Below are 15391 nucleotides of genomic sequence, written 5' to 3'. Positions count from 1 at the left end.
CATTTCATTTCCCTGGCGAAGAAGGCCGACGCATTTTTTAAGATGGTCACATCCATGCGCAGTTGCCGGTTCTCTTGCTCCAGCTCACGGATGCGTTGTTGTTCTGCTGTCAGTGGCTTACTTGCCAACGGCTCTCCATCAAGTTCAATTTCGTATTGTTTCATCCACCGGCGTATCGCCGTTTCTCCTATGTGCATGCTTTGACTGACCCTTGATATGCTCAATCCTTGTTCTTTCACCATCTTTACCACTTCTAGTTTGAGTGGTGTGTCGAAGTGCTTTTTCATCATGTTGAGGCCTCTTTGAGATTGAGTTTCCTCTTATTTCACTGTCCTGGCAAATTAGACCACTACATACCGTTTGTGCAGTACAAAAAATGGGAAGGCCCGAAACTCGCCTGCGGCTCAAACAGCGGTCCTTCTTTTTCCATTTTCTGTACAGCACAAACGGCGCCTACACATGGGAACTGCCGAACGTCAAAAACAACTACCACCCCAAAGTCAAACGCAACAGCAACAGCAACAGCAACAGCAACAGCAACAGCAACAGCAACAGCAACAGCAACAGCAACAGCAACAGCAACAGCAACAGCCCCCTCGGCAGCACACTAGATGATCTGAGCAAATTGCCAACAATAGGCAAACAAACCAAACACTGGCCTTCATAAAACTTCAAAAATGTCGTAAACGTACAATACATCCATCATCGAAGCAGGTAGCATCCACTACATGCACAAGACTCACATTATCCCCAAAGCGCAAACGCATATCTGGCCAGTCAGTGGTCAGGCGGCTGAGCATGTGTTGATGTATATCGTGCGGGATACCCGTGGCTGTCATCTGGATGGGTCGGATCAACTGAATCGTTACCCTGCTACACCATTCTGTTGCATCACCTGGATGCTGGAAGGTGAGGTGAGTCTGCTGCAACAGGGAAAAACCAAGCGTGAGCAGCACTTGCCGCAGATCTTTGTGGCTGGTTGCCAGAGCCAGTATGGGGTGTCCATGAACCTCGGTGACAGACACAGTTTCATGGCGGTGTTTTACTCGGATGCCTTTCATGCCTTGTTTGAGCTGGACCTGACGACAGTGCAGGACAGATTTGTCGATGCGACGGAGATATTGAATCCGTCAGGGCTGGCATTGCTGCAGGCCGTTGCCCTGGCTGATACACATGCTGACAGGCGCTCGCTGATTGAAAGCTATGTCGCACAAAACAGCAGTTCCCTGCTTTCCAGTCCCTGGTCACGTTTGCGCAAGATGGGACAAAACCTGAGTTTGCGTCTGAGTTGCAGTTTGCTTGGAGTTGGTGCTCGTCAGGTACAGAGGCGGGTCAGGAAAGAAGCAGGCTTGCCCTTGTTGGGTTTGTCCAGATTATGGCGCGCCAAACGCAGTCACAGCCAGGTTTTGCTTGCTCTGGAGCAGGGGCATACGCCTAATTGGACTGAGCATGCAAATGCAATGGGTTACGCGGATCAATCTCACTTGATACGGGATTGCAAGGAAGTTTCCGGCCGCAGCCCGCAGCAATTGCTCAACGATGCCAGAAAAAATGAAAGCGACTGGATTTATCGCTTGTAAGCAAGACGCCAGCAAGAGCTGGCCCACGCTAACCTTGAACATGCCCTATGAATACTTATCAACGCTTGCATTCCCTCGATAATCTCAGGGCCATCATGATGTGGCTGGGCATAGTCGTGCACGTGTCTGTCAACTATATGGTGAATCCTGCGCCTACACCCTGGCGCGATAGCCAGACCAGTTTGCTGGCAGATTTACTGATAGTCCTCATTCATGCTTTCCGCATGCCTGTGTTTTTCATCCTGGCGGGTTTTTTCGTTGCCATGCTGGTCGCCAAGCGTGGAATGTCTGCCATGCTGCGTCAGCGCATGCGCAAGCTGGTCTGGCCCTTCATGGTGTTCTGGCCTTTACTGCTTGTCTCAATGAGTTTGCTGGTGGCAGTGTATGTACATCTGAATGCTCTTGGCACGATAGGCCTGGACTTTGACCTGATTCCACAAATACCTGGCAGGCCTCAGGTATCGCTACTGCATTTGTGGTTTATCTATTACTTGTTCATGTATTGCCTGGTGTATGCCTTGCTGCTGCGATGGTCCGCATTTATTCCACCGGCGCTTCAGGATGGCTTTGCCAAAGCCTGGAAAGCGCTGTGCAACAACTGGTGGGGCGTATTTTTATTGGTTCTGCCTTTGGCGGCAGCAGGGAGTTTTTATCGCAATGGCATGGTGACACCGCTAGGTTCTTTCATGCCACATCCAGCCGAATTCATCCATAGCGGCATGTTTTTTACCTGCGGGATTTTTCTTTATCGATTCCAGGCAGATTTATTGCCGCGCTTTGAGCGCAAGTGCTGGCTATACCTTTGTGCGGGCTTGCCCCCGTTCATTCTGTTTTTGGCACTGGTGAAGAGTGGCGGCAATGCAGAGTCTGCCAGCCATGGCATGCAGGCGGCCATGGCGTATCTGTACAATACTGTCAGCTGGCTCTGGAGCTTTGCCCTGATAGGCTTGTTCCTGCGCTATTTGCCTCGCCAGAACCGTTTGTTGTCTTATCTGGCGGACAGTTCTTACTGGGTTTATCTGGTGCACATGCTGGGGACGGTGGGATTTGGCATCTTGCTGTTTCACAGTCCATTTGGTGCAATAGCCAGAATGGGTTTGAATATGCTGCTGACGACAATATTCTGTTTGCTCAGCTACCATTTGCTTGTACGTCGCAGTTTTGTGGGTGGTTTTTTAAATGGAGATGTACGAAAAAAACCTACTGATACAGGTTTGGCAGCGGGAAAAGTCGTTTAGTAAAACACGGCTTTCTTCTTGCTATTAAACCCCGGCATCCCTCCTTATACCCTGAGCTTATTGAAGCGGTGAATTTCTGTATTTGCCATTAGCACTGGCTTTGGTGCATGATGGCAAGCATCAATAATAATGTCAGAAGTATGGGGAATATGGATATGCAAACTTCAAATAAGACAGGCACATCACCATTGCCAAGCGGGCACGGCGCACGCTGGTGGAAGTCTTTCGGACCGCAGATAGTCGTGGGTCTGTTGGCTGGCGTAGTGGTGGGCCTGATAGCGCGCAACATGGGCACGCAAGGTAGCGACGCTAACTGGCTGCAAGTCGCGCTTGGTACAATCGGCAATGCCTATGTGGGCTTGTTAAAACTCATGATCCCGCCTTTGATATTGACAGCGGTGGTCAGCAGCATTGCCAATCTGCGCCGTTTGCAAAATGCAGCACAACTGGCGACTCAGACCTTGATATGGTTTGCGATTACCGCTTTTATCGCTGTTGCCATTGGTTTGACGATAGGCTTGTTGGCTAACCCCAGTGCCGGTGCAGTAGTCGATGCTGCCAAGGCGAGTGCACCCTCAAGGACAGGTTCCTGGTGGGCTTTCCTGAATCAACTATTACCGGGCAATATCCTGGGTATGACAGCCAGCAGTTCAGTCAAGTTGGTGGGTGAGAAAGCAGTTGCCAGTACCCAGCTTGGTTTCAATGTATTGCAGTTACTGGTGATTTCTATTGCTGTTGGCGTTGCGGCTCTCAAGGTCGGTGAGCGTGCCGAACCGCTGTTGCGTTTTACCGATGCGGTCGGTGCTGTGGTGCAAAAAATATTGTGGTGGATCATACGCCTGGCACCAATAGGTACGCTGGCATTGCTGGGTGATGCGGTAGCCAGTTATGGCTGGGATGCGCTGGGTTCACTCGCCAGTTTCAGCGCCTCAGTGTATGTGGGTTTACTGCTGGTCTTGTTCGTAGTGTATCCCTTGCTGGTCAAGTTGCACGGGCTGTCAGTGCGCCAGTACTTCACCGGTGTCTGGCCAGCAGTGCAACTGGGATTTGTCTCACGCTCGTCCATGGGTACCATGCCCCTGACAGAGCGGGTGACCGAGCGTTATCTCGGTGTGCCACGTGAATATGCTGCCTTTGCCGTGCCGCTGGGCGCGACCACCAAGATGGATGGCTGTGCCTCGATTTACCCGGCCATCTCGGCTATCTTTATTGCGCAATTTTATGGCCTGCATCTGGACGTAACGCAGTTGGCTTTGATCGCCCTGGTTTCTGTACTGGGTTCAACCGCAACAGCAGGTACCACCGGTGCAACCGTCATGCTGACACTGACCTTGTCCACAGTTGGCTTGCCGCTGGAAGGCGTGGGCCTTTTGCTGGCCGTAGAACCTATCATCGATATGGGGCGCACCGCAGTCAACGTCGCTGGTCAGGCCCTTGTGCCCACCATTGTAGCCAAGCGCCTGGGTTTGTTGAATCTGGAACTTTATAATGCCGAACGTACTGCAGAAGCATTGGAAGCTGAACCTGTAACACATTAAATGCAGGGTAGCCATGTTGATGCCGTTGAATTGCTGAGCTCAGTCCAATTAGGGCTTACATAAAACTGCCCCTGATTTGCTTGCAGCTCCAGCATTTTCCAAGATCTGGTACTGAAGTGCAGTCGTCCTTATCAAAAAATGATGGATTGATATGTCAGAGCCATAAGATTCAATGTAAAAATTACCAGTCTGAATCTGCCCCGCAACACTATCGCAAGTCCTGCTTGTAAGCCACTGAAAATTGTTAAATACTAGGGACGGGAAGGCTCAATTATTCATGGTTACTGTCTTTATTTAACCGCCATGTAAGGAAACGGAATGCCTGCCACGATTTGAAAGTCCATCATCATGCGCGCATTTCTATTCATCTTTTTCTGCAGTGCCTGTGCCGTTGCCTGCGCCAGTGAACAGCCAATGCAAACTGAAGTATTGCGTTTTTCTTCTTCCCTTAGCGAGGCAGCCGAAGCTTTTATAGAAAGCAAAATTCTGTTGGAAAAGCTGTGCAGGCACAGTGGTTTTTCTTGCAGTCTCACAGCATATCCACCCGGACGCGCAGTAAAGATGCTGCAGGATAGTGAAACAGCGGGCGAGTTGCCGCGCTTTGAAGAATTCCAGAATCTGGCACCTACCGCAAGTCGCGTTCCTACCGCTTTGGGTTATCTGAGTTTTAGCTTGCTGACACATGACAAGAATATAGTCGTGAAATCCCTGGCTGACCTTAACAGGCATAAAGTGTTTTATGTGCGCGGGAACGCGGCGATTGCAGCGCATAAAGAGCTAGACCATCTGATACCAGTAGGCTCAGAACATGATTGCGCCTATATGGTATTAAGAAAACTTGGCGACGCCTGCATCATGACTAAATCCCTCGCGCTGAAAATGCTGGAAGAAAGCCAGGCTGCTGCAGGCAGCTATTACCTGCAAGATTTATTTTTCAAGCCTGTGTATTTATACCTTTCCCCACGCTATCAATACCTGCAAGAGATTTTTGATCAAAAACTGAAGAACATGCGGCCTGAAGAAAAAATCGCGCAATAATAAGTAAATCTTCAACAAAACAAATCTTCAATAAAACAAATCTTCAATAAAACAAATCTTCAATAAAACAAATCTTCAATAAAAAGAAATTTCAATACAAAGGTATTTACCTAAGTATTGATTTGCGCTATATTATTTGTATGTCAGTTCAACAAACCCAGCTTGACCACTTGTTTTCTGCCCTCGGCGACACGACCCGGCGCGCAGTCCTGGCGCGCCTGTGCCGGGGCCCCGCCGCAGTCAGCGAACTGGCGCTGGAATTTGACATGGCCTTGCCCTCGTTTACCCAGCATTTGCGGGTACTCGAACATTCTGGTCTGGTGATGTCAGAAAAAAAAGGCAGGGTAAGAACCTATCAATTGGCACCCCAGGCATTAAAAGAAGCTGAGCAATGGCTGGCTTCGCAGCGCAGTGATTGGGAAAAACGTTTTAATCAACTTGATGCATATTTACACAAAATAAAGGAGAACCATGATGCCTGACGTGACAATGGAAGAAGGTAAATTCGATCTGGTGCTGGAACGTATAGTCGATATCCCGCCATCCCTGGTGTGGGCTGCCTGGACTACGCCAGCACATTTGCTTGAGTGGTTTACACCTGCGCCATGGAAAACCGTGGACTGTGAAATTGACCTGAGAGCGGGTGGCATCTTCCGCACCGTCATGCGTTCGCCAGAAGGTGTCGATCATGACAACGCCGGTTGTTATCTCGAAGTCATACCCGGCAAGAAGCTGGTATTTACCGATGCCCTGGGGCCAGGTTTTCGTCCTACCGGCAACTCTTTCATGACCGCCATCATTACATTTGAAGCACATGAGACTGGCACAAGATATAAAGCCGTAGTCCTGCATAAAAATGCAGAAGACAAGCAAAAACATATGGAAATGGGATTCCATCAGGGTTGGGGTACTGCCCTCGACCAATTGGTCGCCCATATGAAAAAACTTAATTGACAGAGTACTTCAACAGTAAAGACCGTATGCAGCAACAACTCGCTTTTTTACACACTTCACCTGTGCATGTGGCGGGCTTTGATGCACTGATGCTGGAATTGGCACCAGGGCTTAAAGTACATCATCATGTTGATGAAAGCCTGCTTACGGCTGTACAACAATATGGAGCCGCTGATCCTGTCGTTATCAATAGCGTGGAGGCAGCGATGCAAGAGGCTGCCATCAGTGGCGCGGCCATGGTGGTATGCACCTGTTCCAGCATAGGTGGAATTGCTGAACGTATGAATGGGCGATCTGGCTTGCAGACAGCCAGGATAGATCGCGCCATGGCTGATCGCGCAGTTGCATCGGGGTCGCGCATATTGCTGGTCGCGGCACTGGAAAGCACGCTAGGCCCTACTACTGAATTATTGATGGAGTCGGCCAGTGTTTCAGGCAAACCGGTAGTGATCAGTAACCTGCTGCTTGACCATGCGTGGGCGCATTTTCTGTCAGGGGATAAGCAGGCTTATTTGCAAGCCATCAGTCATTCAGTCAGAGTGGCATTGCAGGAAAAGGCTGCTGACATTGATGTCGTGGTATTGGCACAGGCATCAATGGCAGCAGCGGCGCAGGACTTGATTGATATAGACAAGGATGTCTTGTCCAGCCCCAGGCTTGGCGTAGCACGGGCTATCAGTTTGTTATTGAAAAACTAGAGCATTATCCTTACACAAGCCGGGAACTGCAATTACTCAATTATTACTCGATCATTATTCAATTTTCCTGATAAATCGCAAAGACAGCACCTTGTGGATCGGCCATGACAGCGAAGCGACCAGTATTTGGAATATCACTAGGTGGCACATAAGTAGCGGCACCCAGTGCCTGCGCCCTGGCAGCAGTGACATCGCAATCTGCCACGCTGAAGTACGCAAGCCAGTGTGAGGGAGCCATGGCACCGTCAGGCAAGTCCATCATGCCACCTATAGGCGTGCCATTGTGCTGCCATTCCGTATAAGTCATACCACCATCGCTCCCCGTTTTTGCACCCCAGCCAAACAAGGCCTTGTAATACGCCTCTGCTTTTGCTGTGTCACTACTGTTGAGTTGTCCCCAGCAAAAGGCATTTAGTTCATTATGTATGCCCACACCGATATTCTTGCCTGGCTGCCAGATATTATGAAAAGCACCTGTAGGATCTTTTAATACCGCCATGCGACCCAGGTCATAAACATCAAATGCCGGGACGACGACTTCGCCACCCAGTTCCGCACTGCGCTTTGCGGTTGCTTCTGCATCCTTGGTAGAGACATAAATAGTCCAGTGTGGTGGTATGCCAGCTTGCTGCTCAGAATCAAGAGTATATGCTGCTGCCACATCATGTCCCTTGAGCTGGAAAATGGTGTAAAAACTTCCTGGCCCCATCTCATTGTCCTGGGCCGTCCAGCCAAACAGTTCACCATAAAATGCCTTGGCAGCTTTTTGATCACTGGTGGCCAATTCTACCCAGCAAAAGGCACCAGGTTCGTGTGAGCTAACGATACTCATGCTGATATCTCCTTCAATTTTTATTTCGGTTTGAATTCATGTGATTGAACAAGTGCAGTAACGAGTGCAGAGAGTGCATATATAACAGTGCAGCTTAAGAATTATAAGCCGCTGCACCAGAAATGAAATGAGAATCTGTATGGATATATGCACTTCATACGCGAGCTAAAACTTAATGTTATGCTACCGCATATTATTTTGTTGCCCGCCCGCAATTTGTACTGGCATCAAAAGAAAAATCTCCTGACATTCTTCATTCATGCCATATAAAAAAACGCTGCTTTCTCTCTTCATTCTTGTGATGCTGGCAGCCTGTCAGCCAGGCGATAAATCTGCAGCCAGCGCGCCTCCTCAACAAGATGCCATCCCGGTATTGAGCAAGACTAATCTGAGTGACTTTGAAAATTACAGCATGCTCAGCATACAAGATGACTGGAAGATCGTCAGTTGGTCCAGCAAACCGCTAAGCCAGCCAGGCAATAAAAACAAAGCTGGAATTTCAAGCACAGTCAGCATTGTCAGCATACTGAAAAAAGAAAAACAGGCCTGGCGGGTGGTCTCGCAAAAACAGTTTGCCGATAGCTATAATCCACGGCTGCAACTACATACCGAATTTACCCTGGCAGGAAAACCTGTATTCATACTCAAGATACAGCAGGGTGCTGCTTATGAAGAATTGCAGGTTTATGGCATGGTGCAAAGCGAATACAAGTTGCTGCAAACCCTGGTAGCCGGGGCTTTTGAGTGGACTTATGATGCAGCCGGGAATAAAAAATCTCTGCTGGCGATACCTGCAACACCAGGTGAACAAGCCGAATCTTATCAATGGAATGGTCAGCAGTTCATGCTCGTCAATGTTGCCGATGCTGCCGATGCTACTACTGGCACATCAGCAAAATCTGCTGGTTATGTCGTCGATTAAATTAATTCAGAAAACGAATTCAAATTGAAACTTTTCAAAAATTTAGCTCTTGCAGCGAATGCTGTATTTTTAATGACATTCATTTCGCTTGCAGCAAATGCGGGTGCACAAACAGTAGCGATCACTATTGACGATGCCCCCAATCTTGAACAGACACCAAGGCTCAGCCCTGAGCAGCGCAATCAAGCCATGTTGAATGCCCTGGCTAAGCATGGTGTGTCAGCAGCTTTGTTTGTGACGGCGGACTATGCAGCAAAACTACCTGCCGGTTATGCACTTGCCAAAGCCTGGGGCGATGCGGGCCATTCTGTCGGCAATCACACCATGAGTCACCCTGATTTGCATAGCGATAAAGTCAGTCTGGCACAGTATCAGCAAGAAATTCTGGATTGTGACCAGATCATCAGCACTTTGCCTGGCTACCAGAAATGGTATCGCTATACTTATCTGCGTGAAGGAAATACACCAGAAAAGCGCGATGGCATGCGCAATTTCTTGAAGCAGAAAAATTACCGCAACGCCTATGTCAGCCTGGATACCAGCGACTGGCGTTTAAATGAAAAACTGGTAGCTATCCTCCAGAAAAATCCGCAGGCAGATGTAAGTGCCATCAAGCGCGCTTATCTGGCCCATGTACGCCAGCGCGCCGAAGCTTATCGCGCCTTATCCTGGCAATTGCAGGGGCGAGATATTCCACAGGTCTTACTCATTCATCACAATTTGATCAATGCCTTATGGCTCGATGATGTGCTGGCCCAGTTCAAAGACATGGGCTGGAAGTTCACGACCCCGGCAGCAGCCTTTAATGATCCTGTCTATCAATTGACACCTGAGCGCGCTGCACCTGGTCAGAGTTTATTACTGTCCATGGCCAGGACACTGGGGCTGGGCAAGTTTGCGGGGTGGGAGCGTCTGGTCGATGATGGTGACTTTGAGATTGAGCAATTGAAACAGCAGGGTTTGTGATTAATTCATCCTATAAGAGAGCATTGCAGAATGATGATTGATATCTATTTTCAAGACGATCTGGGGATTATGAGCGTGAGTATGAACAATGGCAGGGGCTGGTGCTGAGCGTCAGCAATGCGCCCAAACCAGCGCTTCGTCCGCGCACTGCAGAAAGTAAGCGTATGCGCTTGAATGCATTTATTTGCTCGGCTTGTGATGAGTCACGCCTAGTCCGTAAAGCAATTTATTGTTGCCTTAATTGTACTGAAGTAGCGGGATAGCGCATTGTATGCAGTATTTGTATTAAAAATTGTTGCTCACCATCATGCATCCTCTCTTTAGTATATGATCAAATCGGGCGAGTATTTAGCTCCCCTCGAGGATTGTCGCTCACAGCATATCGACCTTGATTTTTCAGCCTGCTGAATACGTGCAAACAAACTCTGATCAAGAATGCCGGGTAAATATGAGTCTGGATAATTTGCGTAAGAGCAATGATGACTGTCAGTATTTGCTGGATCTGTACCGCTTGTGTATGAGTGGTATCGCCAGCAAGACTGCACTGGATGAGAGCTTGCGTCAGGTGGTCGCCAGCCTGGATACCCATTATCCCGGGTTGCTGACGGCTATCATGGTGTCGCGCGATGCCGAACATGAGAATGAAACCGGCTTGTTGATTACTTCAAATTTGCCTCAAGCCTGTCTTGATGTCATGCAAAACATCGCAGTCGCAGCAGAAAACTTCCATCTGCCAGACACAACTCCTGATCAATATGAGGCTCAGCAGCAAAGTACATATGTCAGTCAATTACAGGATGTAGCGCAAAGCCATGCTCTATGCTTGTTTGATGGCATACCCATTGCCGACAATGAACATGCCCTGCTTGGTGGCTTGTACTTTTTTACAAAGGACATATCCTCCATAAAAAAGCCCGAAGGGCAAGTCTTGCATGAGCTTGCCAGCCTGATTGCTAACCTCGTACAACACAAGCACGATCAACAAAAAATCCAGCAGGCGCAGGTATTGGCCGGGCAAAGTCAGGCCAGCATGTTGCGTATGGCCCTGGCGATAGAAGGCAGCGGCACTGGTATCTGGGACAGGGATGTGCCCGCCGGGCAAATTCATTACTCGCCGGGCTGGAAAGCCATACTCGGTTATACCGATGCAGAAATCTCGAACCGCATAGAAGAAAGTTATACCAGGCTCCATCCTGAAGACCTGCCCTACGTGCAAGCCACCATCAAGGCGCATTTCGAAGCGCAGACTGAGCAATATGTAGTTGAACACAGGGTGCGTTGCAAAGATGGTAGTTACAAGTGGATATCCAGCCGTGGCAAGGTGGTCAGCCGCGCAGAAGATGGCAGCCCCTTGCGTATGATAGGCACCACCACCGACATCACTGCCATGCGCACCTTGTCACAACGTCTGCAGGAAAGTGTAGATCTGGTGACTTGTCTGACCAATGAGGTGCCCGGCCTGGCATACCAGTATTGCATGCATGTCAATGGTGAAGAAAGTTTTACCTATCTTAGTGAAGGCATACGCGATATTTATGAACTAAGCCCGGCACAGATGGATGAAGCCGTGGCGCTGGTCAATGCACGCATACACAGTGAAGATTTTCCTGCGTATCGCAATGCTGTCCTGAAGTCAGCCAGCAGGCTGGAATATCTGCATCTGGAATACCGCGTCAACCTGCCGCAGCAAGGCATGCGCTGGCGTCAGATGGATGCCAGACCGCGTCGCCTGCCTGATGGATCTACCCTGTGGCATGGCTTTATTACTGATGTCACCGAACACAAGCGCATAGAGCAGGAGTTGCAGGAACTGGCGACCATCGATTTTTTAACGCAAATCCCGAACCGTCGCAGTTTCATGGGCCGCATGGAAGAAGAGCTGGCACGCATACAGCGCGGTGCCAGCAAGTCCGCCGCAGTACTGATGTGTGACCTGGATAATTTCAAGCTGATCAATGATAGCTATGGGCATGCTGTTGGCGATCTGGTGCTCAGGCATTTTGCCCATATCCTGCATGATGAATTACGCAAGAGCGATTATGCAGGCCGGGTTGGCGGTGAAGAATTTGCCGTGGTGCTGGCAGGCACGGGCATTGCCGATGCCACCATTTTTGCTGAGCGCGTACAAAAACAACTGCTGGATACGCCAGTCAATGTACATAGCCATATCATCCCGGTGACGGTCAGCATAGGCATTGCCCTCATGCAGGCCAGTGATATTGATGCCGACGTTTCACTATCCTCCAGTGACATGGCCTTGTATCGCGCCAAGGAGGACGGCCGCAACCGCATTATCGTCGCAGCAGATTAACGCTATTTCTTGTTTGCCAGCCATTCTGGCTTATCCATGGAATAGACTGCAGTATCCATGTCATACCAGCGTTCTATGCCACGATATTGCATGCCCAGTTTTTTCATGACATGGGCTGATGCGTGATTGTCCTGGTGACAGACAGCGCATAAGGATTCTGTCTTGAGATTTTCAAATGCAAAGGCAACCATGGCTTGCGCGGCTTCCGATGCATAACCCTTGTTCCAGCTTTCCTTGCGCAGACGCCAACCGGTTTCCAGGGGATTGGCCGGGTCGCGCCCCAGGTGCTGTATACAGCCAGCACCGATGACTTCATTGCTGGCTATTTCTATGAAACTCCACCAGGAAAACCCATATTCTATCCAGCGTGCCTTGATGCGCTCTATCATTGCGAGCGTGTCCTCAGGCGTATCCGGTTTGCCAGTAATGTATTGCATGACTTCAGGCTGACTGTTCATGTGGAACAGGCCTTCAAAATGGCTGTCGGCCATTGGTTCCAGGCGCAGGCGTGCAGTAGTAAGTATGGTCATGATCTTCAGGGTCGCTATAGACAGTGTAAAGCCAGTGATGAGTGTAAGCTTGAAAGCAATGCGTTTCAAGCACGCACTCAATTGACCCGGGATTCACATAAAAGTTTCAAGCCCGTAGCACATCCCTGACGAACACAGTCAGATCAGTAGACTGTGGCATGACCTTGGCCTGGTACATCATATCGCCCACAAAACCGCGATGATAGGTAGCGTGATTGACGACGTGCAGCAGCATTTCCTGGCAACTCATGACACCCTCGCCACCGCCAATGAAATTGAAATGGATGACGCGTTCCAGATCATCTTCATTCAAGTCTTTCGTGAAATTCCGGTACCACTCATTCATCTGCTTTGATGCGCTCCACAATTCATTCAGTGGCGGTGTAGTGGCAGTATTGCGGTCTTGATATTCATGCGCCTGACCCAGCAAATGGGCACGGAAGACATCGTCTATCACATACACATGGTTCAAGGTATGCAGCATATTGCCAAAGCGAGTCAGGCGAGGTCGCAATACCTCTTCTTCTGGCAAGTTACTCAGCATGGAAAACATCTTGTCGTCTGCCCAGGATTTATAGTGGGTCAGCATGCGTATATTCGATAACATCGTCATTCATATTCTCCGGTTGGATAAGAAAACCTGCCTCCCAGATAGAATATGCTTGTTGAGATTGGGCCAGTAGATACAGATGTTTGTGATTTCGGCAGATACAAAGCGAGAAACAATTGAAAAAACAAAAAGCCACCAGAACATCAATCCGGTGGCTTTTTGTCAGCATTAGCAAGCCTGGGCTTGCATGGTTTTATTTCTTGAACTTCGCTTCTGCAATGCGGTCAGCGATAACGCTGGTTGGCAAGCCTTCTGCATCGGCACGGGCAAATACCTCTGCCAGGGTTTCACCGATACGGCGTACATGGGCGACCATGCCGTCTTCTGGTGTGTTCAGGTATTCATAGCAAACCTTGATGATGCCACCGGCATTGATGACAAAGTCAGGTGCATACAAAATGCCTTTTTGACGGCAGATTTCACCCATCTCTGGAGTTGACAACTGGTTGTTGGCGCCACCGGCAACGATCTTTGCTTTCAGGCGTGACAAAGTGTCAGGGTTCAGGGTAGCACCCAGGGCACATGGCGCATAGATGTCGGCTTGTACGTCATAGATAGCGTCGATGGCGACGACTTCTGCACCCAGTTCTTCTTGTGCGCGTTTCAGTGCGGCCTGGTCGATGTCAGTGACGATGAGTTTGGCACCGGCTTCTTTCAACTGGCGTGCATAGTCATAGCCAACATGACCCAGACCTTGCAGGGCCACGGTCAGGCCATCAAAGCTGTCGCGTTTGAAATGATGTTTGACTGCAGCCTGGGCACCAACGAAGCAGCCCAGTGCGGTGTATGGGGATGGGTCGCCACGGTCACCCAGACCGGCTACGTATTTGGTTTTGCTGGCAACATTGGCCATGTCCGCCGGACTGGTGCCGACATCTTCTGCTGTGACATAACGGCCACCCAGGCGCTCCAGGGCTTCACCCAGGGCTTCAAACAGGGCAGGGGTCTTGTCAGTTTTTGGGTTGCCTATGATGACGCTTTTGCCGCCGCCTATAGGCAGGCCAGCAACGGCGTTCTTGTAGGTCATGCCGCGCGACAGGCGCAGGACATCACGTACAGCTTCAGCTTCATCAGCATAATTCCACATACGGCAACCACCCATGGCCGGGCCAAGATTGGTATTGTGGACTGCGATGATGGCTTTCAAGCCGGATTTGGCTTCGGATGCGAACACGACTTGTTCGTGGTCGTCAAAATTGATTTCATTAAATACAAAAGCGGTCATGCTTATGGCTCCGCGCGGTACAACCAGGCGATCTGCCAGATCAGGCAAATGCAGTAGTACCGCAAAAATTAGTTAAATAGGTGGTTTGTTGTCATGCAAATAAAACGGTCTTTGATCGCGGGTTGGTGCAATCGAAAACGCAGGGCGGTGATTGTGTCACGCGTGCGAAGTATAGGGGAATAGGGTGCGAAACTCAATCTTGCCAGCCAGCTATAAGTAAGCCTGCGACTCAGGCCGCAGCACTGAATTGCGTCAGATCGAGTAACTCTTTCATAAAGCGTTCCTGGGTTTTCAGGCAAAAACCGGCAGAATAGGGATTCATGAAGCCGTGCTTGCTACCCTTGACCAGTTCCGCGTTCTGATTGCGCTGTCGCAAGTCGGCCACGAGTTCTGCCGGTTCAAACGCTACTTCTTGTTCCGCAAATATCAGGCGTGCCGGGCAGGCAGGCTGCACATCGCGATGATCACGTATGCGCGAACCATAGAACAAGACTGCCTGCTGCAGATTTGCCATCGCCGGATTGGCGCTGTTCAGCCATAGGGCGCTGGCACCGGCGCTAAAGCCTATGGCATAACGCAGGCTGGCTTGATAGTCTTCTATCAAGTGAGACAGGTGTTCAGCATAGGCGCCAACGCCACCTTCAGCGATAAATGCATGATAGGCCAGGGTTTCTGCGGGGTATTGTGTTTTCTCGCCAGTATATGGCGAGGCGATCAGGCAGGGCAGGGAAAATTGCCGGGCAAAACTGGCAATCGCAGACGTATTGCCAAAAACATCAGTAACGATCAATAAGACAGGTGGCGAAGCAGACGTAGAAGCAGACCTGGAAGCAACAGCAGACGTAGAAGCAGACACAATAGCAGACACAATCAGAGCTTGGTAGACACAAGAGGCGGGAGCCTACCGGACTTATGCTGACAATGCAAGAAACTCGCTAGTATTTAGCTG

18 protein-coding genes are annotated in these 15391 nt (G+C 49.7%); 11 read left to right on the top strand and 7 right to left on the bottom strand.

The genetic code is table 11. From position 1 onward, the window contains the following. On the bottom strand, window positions 1-290 hold a 290-nt coding region (locus tag ACO0LD_RS20075; RefSeq protein ID WP_423009948.1), incomplete at its 3' end, for a transposase. A gap of 86 nt (window positions 291-376) precedes the next feature. Here ACO0LD_RS20075 and ACO0LD_RS20070 point away from each other — a divergent pair. From ACO0LD_RS20070 to ACO0LD_RS20055, 4 genes are all read left to right on the top strand, one after another. Next, complete coding sequence (locus ACO0LD_RS20070) at window positions 377-667, top strand: hypothetical protein (protein WP_423009947.1); 291 nt, start codon at window positions 377-379, stop codon at window positions 665-667. Between the two features lie 61 nt (window positions 668-728). Beyond that, a complete protein-coding gene (locus tag ACO0LD_RS20065; protein ID WP_423009946.1) occupies window positions 729-1580 on the top strand; it encodes a helix-turn-helix domain-containing protein in 852 nt (283 codons plus the stop codon). A 47-nt stretch (window positions 1581-1627) separates the two neighbouring features. Continuing rightward, window positions 1628-2818, top strand: a complete 1191-nt coding sequence (locus ACO0LD_RS20060) for an acyltransferase family protein (RefSeq protein ID WP_423009945.1) — start codon at window positions 1628-1630, stop codon at window positions 2816-2818. 155 nt (window positions 2819-2973) lie between these two features. Beyond that, window positions 2974-4356, top strand: a complete 1383-nt coding sequence (locus ACO0LD_RS20055) for a dicarboxylate/amino acid:cation symporter (protein WP_423009944.1) — start codon at window positions 2974-2976, stop codon at window positions 4354-4356. Window positions 4357-4646: 290 nt separating this feature from the next. On the opposite strand, the gene ACO0LD_RS20050 is transcribed toward ACO0LD_RS20055, so the two are convergent. Next, window positions 4647-4889: a hypothetical protein gene (locus ACO0LD_RS20050; protein WP_423009943.1), complete on the bottom strand. Its 243-nt coding sequence runs from the start codon at window positions 4887-4889 to the stop codon at window positions 4647-4649. 28 nt (window positions 4890-4917) lie between these two features. Between ACO0LD_RS20050 and ACO0LD_RS20045 the strand changes: the two genes are divergently transcribed. The 4 genes from ACO0LD_RS20045 to ACO0LD_RS20030 all read left to right on the top strand — a co-directional run bounded on the left by ACO0LD_RS20045 (window position 4918) and on the right by ACO0LD_RS20030 (window position 7046). Then, window positions 4918-5394 carry a hypothetical protein gene (locus ACO0LD_RS20045; RefSeq protein ID WP_423009942.1) on the top strand — a complete coding sequence of 159 codons (477 nt, stop codon included), beginning with the start codon at window positions 4918-4920 and terminating at the stop codon, window positions 5392-5394. Window positions 5395-5534: 140 nt separating this feature from the next. After that, window positions 5535-5876, top strand: coding sequence for an ArsR/SmtB family transcription factor (locus ACO0LD_RS20040; protein ID WP_423009941.1), 342 nt, complete (start codon window positions 5535-5537; stop codon window positions 5874-5876). Further along, complete coding sequence (locus ACO0LD_RS20035) at window positions 5866-6348, top strand: SRPBCC family protein (RefSeq protein WP_423009940.1); 483 nt, start codon at window positions 5866-5868, stop codon at window positions 6346-6348. The genes ACO0LD_RS20040 and ACO0LD_RS20035 overlap by 11 nt, the downstream gene beginning before the upstream one ends. A 26-nt stretch (window positions 6349-6374) precedes the next feature. Then, window positions 6375-7046: an Asp/Glu/hydantoin racemase gene (locus ACO0LD_RS20030; protein ID WP_423009939.1), complete on the top strand. Its 672-nt coding sequence runs from the start codon at window positions 6375-6377 to the stop codon at window positions 7044-7046. A 58-nt stretch (window positions 7047-7104) separates the two neighbouring features. Here the strand turns inward: ACO0LD_RS20030 and ACO0LD_RS20025 are convergent, their stop codons facing one another. Then, the gene (locus ACO0LD_RS20025) at window positions 7105-7878 is read right to left on the bottom strand and encodes a VOC family protein (protein ID WP_423009938.1); all 774 of its coding nucleotides are present in this window, start codon (window positions 7876-7878) and stop codon (window positions 7105-7107) included. A 259-nt stretch (window positions 7879-8137) separates the two neighbouring features. Here ACO0LD_RS20025 and ACO0LD_RS20020 point away from each other — a divergent pair, with 259 nt between their 5' ends. From ACO0LD_RS20020 to ACO0LD_RS20010, 3 genes are all read left to right on the top strand, one after another. Next, the gene (locus tag ACO0LD_RS20020; RefSeq protein ID WP_423009937.1) at window positions 8138-8800 is read left to right on the top strand and encodes a hypothetical protein; all 663 of its coding nucleotides are present in this window, start codon (window positions 8138-8140) and stop codon (window positions 8798-8800) included. Between the two features lie 72 nt (window positions 8801-8872). Then, complete coding sequence (locus tag ACO0LD_RS20015) at window positions 8873-9766, top strand: polysaccharide deacetylase family protein (RefSeq protein ID WP_423009936.1); 894 nt, start codon at window positions 8873-8875, stop codon at window positions 9764-9766. A gap of 448 nt (window positions 9767-10214) precedes the next feature. Further along, window positions 10215-12077: a sensor domain-containing diguanylate cyclase gene (locus ACO0LD_RS20010; RefSeq protein ID WP_423009935.1), complete on the top strand. Its 1863-nt coding sequence runs from the start codon at window positions 10215-10217 to the stop codon at window positions 12075-12077. 2 nt (window positions 12078-12079) lie between these two features. On the opposite strand, the gene ACO0LD_RS20005 is transcribed toward ACO0LD_RS20010, so the two are convergent. The 4 genes from ACO0LD_RS20005 to ACO0LD_RS19990 form a co-directional block, all read right to left on the bottom strand. After that, window positions 12080-12607, bottom strand: coding sequence for a GNAT family N-acetyltransferase (locus ACO0LD_RS20005; RefSeq protein WP_423009934.1), 528 nt, complete (start codon window positions 12605-12607; stop codon window positions 12080-12082). Between the two features lie 106 nt (window positions 12608-12713). Beyond that, the gene (locus tag ACO0LD_RS20000) at window positions 12714-13220 is read right to left on the bottom strand and encodes a DinB family protein (RefSeq protein ID WP_423009933.1); all 507 of its coding nucleotides are present in this window, start codon (window positions 13218-13220) and stop codon (window positions 12714-12716) included. 190 nt (window positions 13221-13410) lie between these two features. Beyond that, the gene (locus ACO0LD_RS19995) at window positions 13411-14442 is read right to left on the bottom strand and encodes a Glu/Leu/Phe/Val family dehydrogenase (protein WP_423009932.1); all 1032 of its coding nucleotides are present in this window, start codon (window positions 14440-14442) and stop codon (window positions 13411-13413) included. A 229-nt stretch (window positions 14443-14671) separates the two neighbouring features. After that, the gene (locus ACO0LD_RS19990; protein WP_423009931.1) at window positions 14672-15298 is read right to left on the bottom strand and encodes a dienelactone hydrolase family protein; all 627 of its coding nucleotides are present in this window, start codon (window positions 15296-15298) and stop codon (window positions 14672-14674) included. Window positions 15299-15391: the final 93 nt, after the last annotated feature.

It is taken from the genome of Undibacterium sp. Ji83W (genome assembly GCF_049340385.1).
In the GTDB taxonomy this organism is placed as follows: Bacteria; Pseudomonadota; Gammaproteobacteria; order Burkholderiales; family Burkholderiaceae_D; genus Undibacterium.
This window is presented reverse-complemented; position numbering and strand designations above follow the sequence as displayed.

Excerpts from the sequence above, each read along its gene's own strand:
- ACO0LD_RS20070 (WP_423009947.1), top strand. The coding sequence starts at position 377 with ATGGGAAGGCCCGAAACTCGCCTGCGGCTCAAACAGCGGTCCTTCTTT.
- ACO0LD_RS20065 (WP_423009946.1), top strand. The coding sequence starts at position 729 with ATGCACAAGACTCACATTATCCCCAAAGCGCAAACGCATATCTGGCCA.
- ACO0LD_RS20060 (WP_423009945.1), top strand. The coding sequence starts at position 1,628 with ATGAATACTTATCAACGCTTGCATTCCCTCGATAATCTCAGGGCCATC.
- ACO0LD_RS20055 (WP_423009944.1), top strand. The coding sequence starts at position 2,974 with ATGCAAACTTCAAATAAGACAGGCACATCACCATTGCCAAGCGGGCAC.
- ACO0LD_RS20045 (WP_423009942.1), top strand. The coding sequence starts at position 4,918 with ATGCTGCAGGATAGTGAAACAGCGGGCGAGTTGCCGCGCTTTGAAGAA.
- ACO0LD_RS20040 (WP_423009941.1), top strand. The coding sequence starts at position 5,535 with ATGTCAGTTCAACAAACCCAGCTTGACCACTTGTTTTCTGCCCTCGGC.
- ACO0LD_RS20035 (WP_423009940.1), top strand. The coding sequence starts at position 5,866 with ATGATGCCTGACGTGACAATGGAAGAAGGTAAATTCGATCTGGTGCTG.
- ACO0LD_RS20030 (WP_423009939.1), top strand. The coding sequence starts at position 6,375 with ATGCAGCAACAACTCGCTTTTTTACACACTTCACCTGTGCATGTGGCG.
- ACO0LD_RS20025 (WP_423009938.1), bottom strand. The coding sequence starts at position 7,878 with ATGAGTATCGTTAGCTCACACGAACCTGGTGCCTTTTGCTGGGTAGAA.
- ACO0LD_RS20020 (WP_423009937.1), top strand. The coding sequence starts at position 8,138 with ATGCCATATAAAAAAACGCTGCTTTCTCTCTTCATTCTTGTGATGCTG.
- ACO0LD_RS20015 (WP_423009936.1), top strand. The coding sequence starts at position 8,873 with ATGACATTCATTTCGCTTGCAGCAAATGCGGGTGCACAAACAGTAGCG.
- ACO0LD_RS20010 (WP_423009935.1), top strand. The coding sequence starts at position 10,215 with ATGAGTCTGGATAATTTGCGTAAGAGCAATGATGACTGTCAGTATTTG.
- ACO0LD_RS20005 (WP_423009934.1), bottom strand. The coding sequence starts at position 12,607 with ATGACCATACTTACTACTGCACGCCTGCGCCTGGAACCAATGGCCGAC.
- ACO0LD_RS20000 (WP_423009933.1), bottom strand. The coding sequence starts at position 13,220 with ATGACGATGTTATCGAATATACGCATGCTGACCCACTATAAATCCTGG.
- ACO0LD_RS19995 (WP_423009932.1), bottom strand. The coding sequence starts at position 14,442 with ATGACCGCTTTTGTATTTAATGAAATCAATTTTGACGACCACGAACAA.